We start from the raw sequence: 13,598 nt of genomic DNA on the forward strand, positions 1-13,598 counted from the left end.
GGGTGGGGAAGGGGTGACTGAGGATATTTTTTGCACCGACACCGGGTTACGCCATCGGCGGAAAAGTAAAGTGCACCTAACCGTCAAGCTCGAACTCGTCGAGCATCCTGTATCGCGCGCGGATTTGAAGAGCCTCTTGGCGCAGTTCCTCCCGTGAGGTGAACAGTGTCGACGGATTCAGCGACTTCGCTTCCAGAATACGAGCTCGCAACAACTCGTCTTGCACGGTTGCGGTCCCTGCCTTGGAAAGTTCGCGCAAAGCGCCATCAAAGTCCCTTTGATTCAGCATGATTCTGGCCTCGATGTTATGCGGTTTGAAGCGCTTATCGTGAGCCTGGAGAAAGTCACTGTCGGCACGGGCGGTATGAACGTCATTGGCACCAGCAGCCGCGATAGCGCGCAACCGGCGTACGATGAGGGGGGACGAACCCGCACCTTGCTGCAAGCGCTGGGTCAAGAGAGCTTGCGCGCCGGCATAGTCCTGATCTCGTCTCATCATGATGGTTGCGTTGCGTAGGTCGACAGTTGCCTCTTGCCACGGCAATGAGGAGAGCGTCCGGATCTCCTTCTCCGCCTCCTGAAACGAACCTTGGGCAATCAACATCCCGATACGGACGTTCAGCAAGACAGGGTTGCGACCAATATGTCGCGCCTCTTCCTGCACTAGCCTGTGGAGTTCCGTCCACATGCCAAGATGCTGAAAGCACGAAGCCAGTTCACCGACCACCCGGTGCATATACTTGCGCACCTTACGTGCTTCTAAGAGGAGGGGGATCGCTCCGCGAGTATCCGCTTTGTGAATGCGCAGGTAGAATGCTCGCAAATAGAAACGAGCCCGATAACCTTTGCTGTCCAAAAAATTCAGAAGCTTTTCAGCGCCCACTGCATCGGACAGCCGTGTCTGGGCGCGAACCACATAAGATAGTATCTCTTCTCTCGTTGTCTCGTCCATGCCCATATGCATGGCCGGCAACCCCCAGGACACGACCTGGCGCAGTGCTTCCGGGTTGTCGTGATTGCGATCGTAGGTATCTCTTATTATTTCTTGCAGTGTTGACGGAAGTATTATCGACCTGAACTCTGTCGGCAGGGTGCCGCCCTCAATGGCGGCCATATAGGCGAGCGCGTCGACGAGCTCCAGACTGATCTCTTCTCTCGTTTTAGCGCTCTCCCAAGTTCTTTTTAGCGTGCTTGAAAAGGCCGTCATAAGGTCCTTTGATCCGTATCCATGTAGTCGCCTGAAGAGCGCCCGGACAGGTGACGAGATTGCATAGTTAGATCCGGTGACCTCGACCAAGCAGGCCAGAATGAGTTCGGACAGGGTCTCAGCGAAAGCCTTTCCTGCTATGTTGTGCCGAAGCAGAAGTATTTCCTTGAGAAGGTCGCCTTGTAATTGCGGGACCCAGCTTAGGACAGATAGTGTGTCTTTCTGCAGATCGTCCAAATTTTCAAAGTTCAGGCTCTCGCTCAGAACATCCTCTTGAAGGGCAAACAGGTCGGAAGGGTCGTTGTCGATAACCGCGACACCTTTCCTAGCGATCAACGCTGCAGTGGATTTCGCAATACCGGGATGGCCGCCAATAGAGCGTATGACTTCGGCGCTCGGCAAATCGGGCTTTGCTCCGAGGGCGGTCGCAGAACCTACCATCAAGGTCTTAGTATCCGTGTCCGAGATCGGGGGCACTTGAAGCTGATATAAGTTCGGGTGGTTACGAGCCTCATTGTCGTGGACGAGCCTATTGGTTACCACCACTAGCTTCGTAGACTCCTGCTCCAGACGCCGAAATAGAACAGGCGCCCAAGCCTTAAGATACCCACGATCCTCATAAATTCCGTTTCCGGTTATCAAAGTAACGGCTTGCCCAAGACTCCCAAAGTGCGAAAGCTTAACCGCCACCTCCTCGGCTTGGTCGGCAATGGGCGCAGCGGCGAACCCGGTCACATCCTTTTCCAGTTCGGCGTGGGATACACCGTTTTCCAACTCTTGCCGAAGTGCTCGATATATATCCACAAGATCAGCGAACTGTGGAAGGGGGAGTTCGGGTCCGAAGCTCAAAGTAGGCGACGCAGGATAAGTTTCAACGAGAAACTTTCTAGCAAAAGTTCGGCGCCCAATCCCCCCGTTGCCCGCGAAAATGGTGATGTTAGGGGTGTTTTCGGTGGCAACGATGATACGCGCGATGTCTGCCCGTGCTTGGTCGATGAGCCCGCCGCGGCCGTAAACCTGACTGCCGGGTAGCTCGGCTAGCGGTCCGGAAATCAGAGCGCGCCGAATATACCGTGCAATGTCACGAGCACCAGTCCCTATACTACCCACCCAGTACTCCTGCATCCAGGAAGGCAGGTCTCTGTGGTTCAGATCTCGGTCGAGAAAGATCACCAAAAACCGGGTTTGGGGCTTTTTGATTTTAGCTATTTTTGTCCGATCGATCTCAAAATCAACCCAACAAGATTTCAGCGACTTCTTCGAGACAAAGAATACGAACATGCTGGATTCAGCGGTTCGCTCCTCCATGGCCGAAACCAAGTTTTCGCCATTCTTGAAACTCACTGGGTAGAAGTAGGCCAGCCCGTCTGGGAGGAGGTTATGAACTTGCTCCACCATGCGCTCGTCGCTTCCGTGCAGTGATAGAAACACGGTAGGCAGCTTCATAACAGTATCCTTTTGCTGGCAAACTCGGTCGTGAGGCCTCCCCCAAACGCGAGATGTATCGGATCTTCGACCTAGACAGTACTGGATAACTAGGTCGAAATGCTCCAAACGGGTAAAGCTAAGCGAGACACGTGTCCAACGATCTTTGACACGGTCACCCATTAGGCGTCGGCCATCCTCATCACCGCGTTCCGAAATAACTGATCGAACGAAACCTCAGCTTCAAAAAGGGACGTTCTCCGTCCGCTTTGTTTTCCTGATGCCTGATAGATGACTGACAGATCCCCGTCCCCAAAGTCCGATCTTGCGACACAATAAGCCCATCACGTGGATCGGTCATCCGTTTCGCTGCGGATAACCGATCCCCGATGAAGATTGATCGGGCGGACAGAGATCCTGGGATCGCTTGAACAGGTACGCTCGTTCATGATTCACAAGGGCGTCGGCGGGTACTGTGGTAACGGTTGGATCACTACAGAAACCCACTGCGGCACACTCGATGTCCGATTTCAGGGAAACGGCCGGACCGTCTCAACGTCGACTTCAGGCGCAAAGCGGCCGTCCACGGTAGAGTTTAGGCGTCTCACTCGGTCATTCGGGCCGCAGCAACTAACCGATGCCCACACCCCCTCACCCATAACACCCCCGCTCCACCGCCAGCCTCTTCACCAACGCCAGCACCCCATTGATCGCCGGCGTCGGCTTGCCCGTCAGTCGCCCAAGCTCCTGCACGGCGCCTACCAGCGCGTCGATCTCCATGGGCCTGCCGCGTTCCAGGTCCTGCAACATCGAGGTCTTGTGCTCGCCGACGTCGCCGGCGCCCTTGATGCGGCGGTCGACGTCTATGGGGAAGCGCACGCCGAGGCTTTCGCCGATCGCCTGCGCTTCCAGCATCATGGCGCGGGCGAGCATGCGGGTGCCCTCGTCGGCGACGATCGCGGCAAGCGTCGAGCCGGTCAGCGCCGAGATCGGGTTGAAGGAGAGATTGCCCCACAATTTTATCCATATCTCTGCGCGTATGTCCTCGCGCACCGGCGCCTGCAGGCCGGCCTTGACCATCTCCCCGGCCAGGAGCGTGACCCGTTCGCTCTTCTCGCCCGAGGGTTCGCCGAGCGAGAAGCGTTTTCCTTCGACATGGCGGATCAGGTCGGGCGCATCGACCTCGACGGCGGGGTAGACCACCGAGCCGATGACGCGCCGCGGGCCGAGCCGGTTCCAGATCGTGCCGCCGGGATCGACCTGCTGCAGCCTTGTGCCTTCGAGCGCGCCGCCGGTTTTATGGAAATACCACCAGGGAACGCCGTTCTGCATGGTGACGACCGATGTGTGGTCCCCAAGCAGCGGGGCGATCTGGTCGAGCGCGGGCGCGACGGAATGCGCCTTCAGCGCCAGCACGACATAATCCTGTTCGCCAAGCTCTTCCGCCTTGGCGGTGGCCCTGGCCGGGGCGGTCGTTTCGTGTCCGTCCTCGATCAGGCGCAGGCCATTGGCCTTGATCGCGTCGAGATGCGCGCCGCGGGCGACGATCGACAGCTCGGTGCGGCCGGCAATCGCCAGCTTGGCCGCGAGATAGCCGCCGATGGCGCCGGCGCCGAAGATGGTGATCTTCATGATCAGAGCCCGAGCTTGGCGGCGAGCCCGATGCGCTGCAGCTTGCCGGTCGCGCCTTTGGGGATCTCCTCCAGGATCAGCACCTTGCGCGGCACCTTGAAGTCGGCGAGCCGCATCGCCGCGTGGGCGCGGATATCGCCCTCGCTGGCGCTCATGCCTTCGCGCAGCACCACGGCCGCCGCCACCTCCTCGCCGAGCTTGTCATGCGGCATGGCGAAGGTGACGACCTGCGCCACCGCCGGATGATCCATCAGCACATTGTCGACCTCGAGCGGCGAGATCTTCTCGCCGCCGCGATTTATGATCTCCTTCAGCCGGCCGGTGACCCTGAGATAGCCGCCATCGTCGAGCACGCCCTGGTCGCCGGTGTGGAACCAGCCATGCGCGAAGGCCGTGGCGTTGGCGTCCGGGTTCTTCTCGTAACCTGAGGTGACATTGGGGCCGCGAATGACGATCTCGCCCGTTTCGCCGGCCTGCATTAGCCGGCCGTCCGGCGCCATCACGGCGACTTCGGGTCCGCCGGCGGCACCGACGCTGCCCGGCTTGCGCAGGCCGGGCGGCAGCCGGTTCGACGCCATCTGGTGCGCGGCCTCGGTCATCCCATAGGCTTCGATGACCGGGCAGCCGAAAGTCGCCTCGAGCTCGGCCATCACCTGCGCCGGCAGCGAGGCCGAGGACGAGCGGATGAAACGCAGGCGCGCCGCCGCCAATGCTTCCGGGTTACGCGCCGCGCGCGCCAGGATCGCCTGGTGCATGGTCGGCACGGCCGTGTACCAGCTCGGCCTGGCGTCACTCAGCCACTGGAAGAAGCGCAGCGCGTTGAAGCCTGGCGTGCAGTAGATGCTGCCGCCCGATGCCAGCGACGACAGCACCGCCGCGATCAGCCCATGGATATGGAACAGCGGCATGATGTTGAGGCAGCGATCGCTAGCCGTCAGGCCGAGCGTCGCGCCGATATGGCGGGCGGAGGCCGCGACATTGGCATGGCTGAGCGGCACCAGCTTGGGCCGCGACGTCGTGCCGGAGGTGTGCAGCAAAAGCGCGATGTCATCATCTCCAGCCATGGCGGGAGCCGCTTGCGGTCCGACCGCCGCGCCTTCGATGGTGAAGCTGCCGGCCGGCGCGTCCGGCGGCGCGATGAGCCGCAGCACGCCAATGCCGAGGCGCTCGGCCACAGTCACGGCAGGGCCAGTCTCGGTCTCGGCGACCAGGATCGCCTTGGCGCCGATGTCGGTCAGGTAGAAATCGAGCTCGTCCGCCCGGTAGGCGGGGTTGAGCGGCGCCGTCGAGGCTGTGGCGGCGACAGCGATGAAGGCCGTCGCCATCTCCGGCCCGTTGGGCAGCACAATCGCCACCCGGTCACCCCGGCCGATGCCCAGCGCGTGGAGCTGGGTGGCCGTGGTGGCGATCAGCGCGCGTAGTCCGCCATGGGTCAGCGTCGGCCTGTCGGGCGCCAGGATCGCCGACGCGTCGTCGGCGCCGGCGACGAGGCGGTGGGAAAGGTCTGTGTGGATTTGGGTCATGGTCACCAGCTATGTTTCAAGACTATGGCTTGCGAAAGTCCATCTGATGTCAGCGCCGCCCCTCATTGCCCTGCCGGGCATTTCTCCCCGTATAGGGACGGGGAGAAAGGGGCAGTTTCGGTCTCGGCGCCTGTTCAGCGTGGGCGATTGGCGAAACTGTCGATGACAGTGTCCCCTCTCCCCGTCACTATACGGGGAGAGGATGCCGGCAGGCAGGTGAGGGGCAGCGCCAGCGCCCGGTAGTTGCCCTGCCCATCCCCTCAATACCCCAGCGCCATCCCGTCCTTGCGCGGATCGGATGCCCCCGTCAGCGTTCCCTTTTCCCAGTCGATCAGCACCGCCTGGCCGCCGCCGAGCGGATGGTGCGGCTCGGTGATGGCGTGGCCGCGTCGCCGCAGGCCTTCGACCGCCTCGGCGGGCACGTTGCGCTCCGCCTCCACCATACCGTCATTGTAGAACACGCGCGGCGCGTCGAGCGCTTGCTGCGGGTCCATGCCGAAATCGATCATGTTGGTCAGAAGATGGACATGGCCGAAGGGCTGGTAGCCGCCGCCCATGACGCCGAACGGCATCACCACGCGGCCGTTTTTGGTCGCCATGCCGGGCATGATCGTGTGCATCGGCCGCTTGCTGGGCGCGATGGCGTTGGGGTGGGCCGGATCGAGGCGGAAGCTCGAGCCGCGGTTCTGCAGCACGACGCCGGTCTTGGGACCGACGACGCCGCTGCCGAACGAATAATAGGTCGAGTTGATGAAGGAGACCGCGTTGCGGTCGCGGTCGACGATCGAGATATAGACCGTGTCGCTGCCCGGCAGCTGCACGTCGGGCAAATGGGTCATGGCGCGCTCGCGGTCGATCTCGGCGCGCAGCCGGTCGGCATAGGCGGCCGAGAGAAGCTGCCTCACCGGCACCCGGACATGGTCCTGGTCGCCGACGAAACGGTCGCGGTCGCGATAGGCCAGCCGCCCGGCCTCGATCTCCAGGTGCAGGCGCTCGGCGCCGTTAGGGTCGAGCCCACCGAGCTTGAAGCCCGACAGCACGTTCAGCATCAAAAGCGCCGTCAGCCCCTGGTTGTTCGGCGGCATCTGGTGGATCTCGTGGCCGCCATAGCTGACGCTCACCGGCGCCACATAGTCGCCCCTGGTCGCGGCGAAATCGTCCGCCGTGTGCAGCCCGCCCAGCTCCTTGAGCCGGCGCACCATGTCGTCGGCGACCGCGCCTTCGTAGAACCCGGCGCGGCCCTGTTTGGCGATCACCCGGAGAGTGGCGGCCAACGCGGGCTGCTTGTGCACGTCGCCGGCCTTCGGCGCCATGCCGCCCGGCAGGAAGATGCGCGCGGCATGCTCGTCGGCGGAAAGATCGGTTTCGGGTTCGGCCCAGTCGAAGGCGACGCGGTCGTGCACGACATAGCCGTTCTCGGCGTAGTGGATCGCCGGCGCCAGCACCTCGGCCAGGCTCTTGCTGCCATGGTCCTCCAGCAGCCGGCACCAGGCGTCGATGGCGCCCGGCACGGTCACCGCATGCGGCCCCTGTTTGGGAAGCTCGCTAAAACCCTTGTCGCGATACCAGTCGACGGTCGCGGCCGCCGGCGCACGCCCCGAGCCGTTGAAAGCCAGCACTTCGCTTTGCCCCTTGGGGCAGTAGAGGACAAAGCAATCGCCGCCTATCCCCGTCGATTGCGGCTCGACCACGCCCTGCACGGCGGCGGCGCAGATGGCGGCATCCATGGCATTGCCGCCGGCGCGCAGTATCTCGATGGCCGCAAGCGTCGAGAGCGGATGCGATGTCGCGGCAATCGCTTCCGTGGCACGAACCGGCGAGCGGCCGGGAAACTGGAAATCACGCATCTGGTCTGGGTATCCCCCGGTGTCTTGAAGAAAATGGGCACTTGAAGCGAATGGGTCCGATGAAATCAATGCCGGCGGCCGAAGATCTGCGCCAGCGATAACAGCAGGACAGACAGCGCGATCAGGCAGGTCGAGATGGCGGCGATGGTCGGGTCGATCTGGTCGCGCAGCGCGTTGAACATGCGGCGTGTCAGTGTCGTGGTCTCCCCGCCCGAGATGAACAGCGAGACGACAACTTCGTCGAAGGAGGTGATGAAGGCAAACAGCGCACCCGAGACGATCGAGAAGCGGATCTGCGGCATCGTCACTTGCCAGAAGGCGGCGATGCGCCCCGCACCCAGGCTGCGCGCCACCCGCTCCTGGTTCATGTCGTAGGAGCGCAGGCCCGACAGCACCGTCAGCACCACCAGCGGCAGCGCCTGCACCGTATGCGCGATGACCAGGCCGATCAGCGTGTTGTTGAGGCCGATGCGCGCATAGAGGAAGAAGGTGCCGATGCCGACCAGGATCACCGGGATGATCAGCGACGCCGTCAGCAGCGCGTTGATGGTGCCGTTGAAGCGCAGCGTGCCCCGGTTGATAGCATAGGCGGCGGCAGTGCCGAGCGGCGTCGCCACCAGCGCGGTCATGACCGCGACCTTCATCGACACGATGGTGGCGTCGCGCCATTCCAGCGACTGGAAATAGCTTTCATACCAGCGCAGCGACCATTGCCGCGGCGGGAACTGCAGCAGCGTCGAATCCGAGAACGACATGATGACGATGATGACCGACGGCGCGATCAGGAACAACAGCACGAGGCCGCCGAAGGCGTAGAGCCACAGCCGTTGCCGGTGCGAGATCGGCAATCCGATATCTCCACTCATCGCGAACTCCATACGCCGGTGGCGCGCGCGCCGAGCAGCCACTGGAACAGGCCGAGAAGCGCCAGCGTGACCACCAGCAGCACCACGCCGAGCGCCGCACCGGCGCCCCAGTTGGAATAGAGGCTGGTGGTCTGTTCCATGCGCATCGCCCACATCACCACCTTGCCGCCACCCATCAGCGCCGGCGTCACGAAGAAACCGAGGCACAGCACGAAGACGATGACCACGCCCGAGGCGAGGCCCGGCACCGACAGCGGAAAGAAGATCTGCCGGAAGGTGGCGGCCGGGCCGGCGCCGAGGTTCATGCCGGCGCGCAGGCAGTCGGTGTCGATCGTCTTCATCGAGGCATAGAGCGGCAAAACCAGAAACGGCAGCAATATATGCGTCATGCCGATGACGACGCCCGAAAAATTGTTGGCCAGCGACAGCGGCTGGCTGATCACGCCGAGATCGATCAGCCAGCTGTTGATCAGGCCCTTCCGCTGCAGGATCACCAGCCAGGCATAGGTGCGCACCAGCACCGATGTCCAGAACGGCAGGATGACGAAGATCAGGCAGATCGATGCGGCCCGGCGCGGCAGCTGCGACAACATGTAGGCCAGGGGATAGCCTGTTAGCACGCAGGCGCCGGTGACGATGAAGGCGACCTCGAAGGTGGTGATGAAGGTCCTGATGTAGGAGGCCTGCTCGAAGAAACGCGCATAGTTGGCGGCGCTCAAGGCGCCGGTCTCGTCGAACAGCGACAGCCAGAACAGCCAGCCGATCGGCACGATGATGATCGCGCAGACAAGGAACAGGCTCGGCGCCAGCAGCGCCAGCAGCCGCAATGACTCGCGCCGCGCATCGGCGCGCAGGGCCTGCGCGTTCAGGTCCTGCCCCGCCGGACTGGCGGTCTCCGTCAGGAAGGCGGACTGCGCGCTCATCCCTCGGCCGCCACCAGGATCGTGTCCTTGGCATCGAGGCCGAGCGTGATCGGCTGGCCGGGCGCCGGCAGCCTTGCCAGCACATCGCTGCGGCAATAGTCGCGCAGCGTCAGCTGGCGGCCGTCGCGCAGGCTGGCATAGCAGACGAAACTGTCGCCCTGGTAGATGATGTCGCTGACCGTCGCATCGAGCACATTGACGCCGGTCGACGGGTCGGATGCCGTGACCAGCCGCAGCTTCTCCGGCCGCACCACCATCAGATGCGGACCGGCCGGCGGCGTCGGTGCGCCGGTCTGGATCAGCCTGTCCTCATACCAGACCGAGCCATTGCGGCTTTCGACCGGGATGAAGTTCGATTCGCCGATGAAGCCGGCTACGAATTGCGTCTTCGGCGCGGCATAAAGCGTTTCGGGCCTGTCGAGCTGTTCGATGCGGCCGCCATTCATCACCGCGATACGGTCCGACATGGTGATGGCTTCGCGCTGGTCGTGCGTGACATAGACCGTCGTCATGCCGAGACGGCGATGAAGCGCACGCAATTCGATCTGCATATGCTCGCGCAAACCCTTGTCGAGCGCCGACAGCGGTTCGTCCATCAAGACGATGCGCGGCTCGAAGACGATGGCGCGCGCCAGGGCCACGCGCTGGCGCTGGCCGCCGGAAAGCTGGTCCACCCGGCGCTCGCCCAGGCCCTGCAGCTTCACCAGCTCCAGCGCCTTCTCCACCCGCTGCGCCGTCTCTGTCACGCCGACGCCGCGCTGCTTCAGCGGAAAGGCGATGTTGTGGAAGACGTTCATATGCGGAAACAGCGCATAGTTCTGGAACACCATGCCGATATTGCGCCGGTGCGGCGGCGTGGTGATGATCTCGTCGCCGCCGACCTTGATCGATCCGCCATTGGCTCGCACGAAACCGGCCAGGATCATCAGCAGCGTCGTCTTCCCCGAGCCCGAAGGCCCAAGCAGCGTCAGGAACTCGCCGGCCTCGACATCGAGGTTCAGGTCGCGCAGCACCGGCACGCTGCCAAATCGTTTCTCGATCGCGCGCATGCCGATCGGCAGCGCGGATGGTGCAATGGACAAGATCGTTATCTCCGAGGCAGAGACTGAAGGAGCGGGGCGGCGCTGCTGCCGTCCCGCAATGTCAGGATTCCGGCCTATTGCTGGATCAGGTTGTTGAACTTTTCCGTCGCCTCGACGAGGTTGTCGCGCCAGAACGCGGCATCCTGCGATACCTGCTTCTTGACGTTTTCGGGCGCCGAATTGATGTCCTTGATCCGCTCCGGCGGGATCTTGCCGGTCTCGAAGGCCTTCTCGTTCACCGGTCCATTGTCGACATAGAGCGGCAGGTTGGCCTGCAATTGCGGGCTGACGAACATGGCCAGCGCCTTCATCGCCGCGTCCTTGTTCTTGGCGCCCTTGGGGATGACCATGCAATCGGCGGTGAGCACGCCCTGGTCGAAGGAGAAGCTGACCGGCGCGCCCTCCTTCTTCAAAGTGCCGGCGCGGCCGTTCCAGATGCTCGCCATGTCGACTTCGCCATCCTTCACCAGTTGCATGGCCTGGGCGCCGGAGGTCCACCAGGCGTCGACATGGCCACGGATCTTGTCGACCGATTTCAGCGCGCCGTCGATGTCGACGGGATAGACCTTGTCGATCGGCAGGCCGGAGGCAAGTGCTGCGACGCTCAGCGTCTCCGTCGCCTGGCTGCTGCTCAGCGCACGCCGTCCCGGAAACTTTTCCACGTTCCAGAAGTCGGCCCATGTCTTCGGGCCCTTGTCGCCGAAGACGTCGGTCCGGTAGATCAGCACGACGGACGTGTAGGAAATGCCGACCCAGTCGTCATGCACCAGCTTGGGGTTGATGCCGCTCTTGTCGATGATGCCGTAATCCAGCTTTTCGAACAGCCCTTCCTTCGAGCCGCGCGCGCATTCGTCGGCGCCGAGTTCGGTGATGTCCCATTTCACCGCATTGCCGGTCACCTGCAGGCGTACGTCATCGAGGCCGTTGGTCGTGTCTTCCTTGATGGTGATGCCGAGCGCATCGGCGGTCGGCTTGAAGAAGGCCTTGGTCTGCGCCTCCTGATAGGTGCCGCCCCATGAGGCGACGGTGATCGTGTCGGCGGCGACGGCGGGCACTGCCACGGAGGCAATGAGCCCGGCTGTCGCTAGAGTTCTAAAGCTGGTGGTCCTGTTCATTTCGGTTCTCCGACCGGTGTTCCCGTTTGTTTTTGATTTGGCATGCGATTTTGTATACAATTTAGAATGTAGCCGAGAGATCGGTGTTGTCAACTGCGGCGGGCGCGATCGGTTGGACGGTGGGGACGGCGCCGCGGGGGCGTGGCAAATTACGCCGACTGCGACTACAAACGAGGCGATGTCCGGCTAAAGCGGCCGGAGAACTGGAAACGGACCTTGGCCAAGGAACCAAAAAACACGCTGCGCGACTCGGTCTATTCCGCGCTCAAGGCGATGATCGTGACCGGCCAGATTCCGCCGGGTTCACGCGTCACCGAAAGCGACATCGCGGCGAAACTCAATGTCAGCCGCACCCCCGTGCGCGAAGCCTTCAATCGCCTGGAGCGCGACGGGCTGGTCACCGGCCGGCCGCGCCAGGGCTATGCCGTCACCGAGTTCGACATCAACATGTTCCGCGAGGCCTTCGCCATCCGCGAACTGCTCGACGGTCACGCGACCGAACTGGCGGCGGCCGCTGCGACCGAGAAGGACAAGGCGCGGCTGCGCGCCATGCTGGCCGAATGCGAGCGGCTGGCCGCCATTCCCGACCGCACGACGCGGGAAAAATTCCAGGAGCTGGAGGTCGGCATCGATCTCCACCGCGTCATTGCCGAGATCAGCGGCAATGTCATGCTGCATGGCATGCTGTGCGGCATCCTCGACAAGTGCCAGCATTATGTCTGGACCGAACTCTTGTGGCTCGATGAATGGAAGATCGCCCGCGACGAACACGCCGAGATCGTCGAGGCGATCTGCGCAAATGATATCAGCCGCGCCGGCGCGCTGGCCCGCGCGCATGTGCGCGGTTCGCGCGAGAACGTGCTGCGCCTGCTGCAGGCGAAATCTGATTATCAGAGCTTCCTGGCCAAGGCGTCCTGAGCGGGGCAGCCATTCGTCCTACCAGGTTAAGCCGCCCTTTCCGAGCGTGGCCACCGCGTCGACGATCCGGGTGAAGCTCGCGCGGGCGCGGCCAACGGTATGCCGAGCCCTGAGATAGCCGTGCACCAGGCCGGGCTCCTCGAACCAGGTGGCGCGCCCGCCTGCCGCGACGATGCGATCGCGATAAGCCTCGCCATCGGATGACAGCGGGTCGCACTGGGCGGTGATCAGCATGGTCTGCGGCAGATTGGCGAAATCGGCATCGGCCAGCGGATACAGCGTGATGTCACCGGTCTGGTCCACGCCGCCGGTACGGATGTTCTTGTAGAATTCAAGGTCGCGTACCGTCAGCATCGGCGCCTCGGCATGCGTCACATAGGAGCCGCGCGCGCGATCGCCGCCGAGGCCGGGATAGATCAGCACCTGGCCGATCGGCTTTTTCGCGTGGCCACGTGTCGCGTGCGCAACGGCGGCGCAAAGATTGCCGCCGGCGCTGTCACCGCACAGCAAGACCGGGCGGTCGTAGGTCCCGGCGGCCCATTCGAAGGCGCTCATCGCATCGTCGAAAGCGGCCGGATGCAGATGCTCCGGCGCCAGCCGGTAGTCGACCGAGACCACCTCATAACCGGTGCGGCCGCAAAGCTCGGCGCAGACGTCGTCATGGCTGTCCAGCCCGCCGAGGATGAACCCCCCGCCATGGAGGTAGAGCACCATGGCGGCACGGTCCGGCTTTGCGTTGCGGTAGATGCGGATCGGGATATCGCATGCCGGCCCGGCAATAGCGGTGGTCTCCGCAGTCACCCCCTCGGGATAGCCGGCAAAGAACTCACGGCACATGCGATCGTAGATCTCGCGCTGCTGCGCGATCGTGTAATCGATCGTGTCGGGCGGATAATAGGAATTCGTCCGCTCGATGAAGGCCCAGGTCTCGGTGTCGATGAGTTTGATGTAGTCGGTCATGCTGCTTGGACCGACTTCGAAGATCGAGCCCAGGCACCCCCCTCTGTCCTGCCGGACATCTCCCCCGCAAGGGGGGAGATCGGATGGCGTTTCCGCTTTC

Annotated in this window: 10 protein-coding genes; 1 reads left to right on the forward strand and 9 read right to left on the reverse strand. The window is 62.9% G+C overall.

Annotated features, from left to right (window positions below; translation table 11 throughout):
• Nucleotides 1-76 precede the first annotated feature (76 nt).
• From LB571_RS21330 to LB571_RS21365, 8 genes are all read right to left on the reverse strand, one after another.
• Nucleotides 77-2,653 (reverse strand): toll/interleukin-1 receptor domain-containing protein, encoded by a 2,577-nt coding sequence (locus LB571_RS21330; protein WP_224597731.1) that lies wholly within the window; start codon nt 2,651-2,653, stop codon nt 77-79.
• 630 nt (nt 2,654-3,283) lie between these two features.
• Nucleotides 3,284-4,264: a 2-dehydropantoate 2-reductase gene (locus LB571_RS21335; RefSeq protein ID WP_224597733.1), complete on the reverse strand. Its 981-nt coding sequence runs from the start codon at nt 4,262-4,264 to the stop codon at nt 3,284-3,286.
• Between the two features lie 2 nt (nt 4,265-4,266).
• Complete coding sequence (locus LB571_RS21340) at nt 4,267-5,787, reverse strand: acyl--CoA ligase (RefSeq protein ID WP_224598092.1); 1,521 nt, start codon at nt 5,785-5,787, stop codon at nt 4,267-4,269.
• A 260-nt stretch (nt 5,788-6,047) separates the two neighbouring features.
• A complete protein-coding gene (gene ggt / locus LB571_RS21345) occupies nt 6,048-7,634 on the reverse strand; it encodes a gamma-glutamyltransferase (protein WP_224597737.1) in 1,587 nt (528 codons plus the stop codon).
• 65 nt (nt 7,635-7,699) lie between these two features.
• Nucleotides 7,700-8,500, reverse strand: a complete 801-nt coding sequence (locus LB571_RS21350) for an ABC transporter permease (RefSeq protein WP_224597740.1) — start codon at nt 8,498-8,500, stop codon at nt 7,700-7,702.
• Entirely contained in the window at nt 8,497-9,423 is a 927-nt protein-coding gene (locus LB571_RS21355; RefSeq protein WP_015314612.1) for an ABC transporter permease, read from the reverse strand. The genes LB571_RS21350 and LB571_RS21355 overlap by 4 nt, the downstream gene beginning before the upstream one ends.
• The gene (locus LB571_RS21360; protein WP_224597743.1) at nt 9,420-10,505 is read right to left on the reverse strand and encodes an ABC transporter ATP-binding protein; all 1,086 of its coding nucleotides are present in this window, start codon (nt 10,503-10,505) and stop codon (nt 9,420-9,422) included. The genes LB571_RS21355 and LB571_RS21360 overlap by 4 nt, the downstream gene beginning before the upstream one ends.
• A 74-nt stretch (nt 10,506-10,579) precedes the next feature.
• Nucleotides 10,580-11,620, reverse strand: coding sequence for an ABC transporter substrate-binding protein (locus LB571_RS21365; protein WP_224597746.1), 1,041 nt, complete (start codon nt 11,618-11,620; stop codon nt 10,580-10,582).
• A gap of 216 nt (nt 11,621-11,836) precedes the next feature.
• Between LB571_RS21365 and LB571_RS21370 the strand changes: the two genes are divergently transcribed.
• On the forward strand, nt 11,837-12,538 hold the full coding sequence (locus tag LB571_RS21370) for a GntR family transcriptional regulator (protein ID WP_181173986.1): 702 nt from the start codon (nt 11,837-11,839) through the stop codon (nt 12,536-12,538).
• Between the two features lie 18 nt (nt 12,539-12,556).
• Here LB571_RS21370 and LB571_RS21375 read toward each other — a convergent pair whose 3' ends face one another.
• A complete protein-coding gene (locus LB571_RS21375) occupies nt 12,557-13,498 on the reverse strand; it encodes an alpha/beta hydrolase (protein ID WP_224597749.1) in 942 nt (313 codons plus the stop codon).
• Nucleotides 13,499-13,598: the final 100 nt, after the last annotated feature.

It is taken from the genome of Mesorhizobium sp. BR1-1-4 (assembly GCF_020165375.1).
GTDB lineage: Bacteria > Pseudomonadota > Alphaproteobacteria > Rhizobiales > Rhizobiaceae > Mesorhizobium > Mesorhizobium australicum.

Coding starts and splice junctions, on each gene's coding strand:
- LB571_RS21330 (WP_224597731.1), bottom strand. CDS start 2,653: ATGAAGCTGCCTACCGTGTTTCTATCACTGCACGGAAGCGACGAGCGC.
- LB571_RS21335 (WP_224597733.1), bottom strand. CDS start 4,264: ATGAAGATCACCATCTTCGGCGCCGGCGCCATCGGCGGCTATCTCGCG.
- LB571_RS21340 (WP_224598092.1), bottom strand. CDS start 5,787: ATGACCCAAATCCACACAGACCTTTCCCACCGCCTCGTCGCCGGCGCC.
- ggt (WP_224597737.1), bottom strand. CDS start 7,634: ATGCGTGATTTCCAGTTTCCCGGCCGCTCGCCGGTTCGTGCCACGGAA.
- LB571_RS21350 (WP_224597740.1), bottom strand. CDS start 8,500: ATGAGTGGAGATATCGGATTGCCGATCTCGCACCGGCAACGGCTGTGG.
- LB571_RS21355 (WP_015314612.1), bottom strand. CDS start 9,423: ATGAGCGCGCAGTCCGCCTTCCTGACGGAGACCGCCAGTCCGGCGGGG.
- LB571_RS21365 (WP_224597746.1), bottom strand. CDS start 11,620: ATGAACAGGACCACCAGCTTTAGAACTCTAGCGACAGCCGGGCTCATT.
- LB571_RS21375 (WP_224597749.1), bottom strand. CDS start 13,498: ATGACCGACTACATCAAACTCATCGACACCGAGACCTGGGCCTTCATC.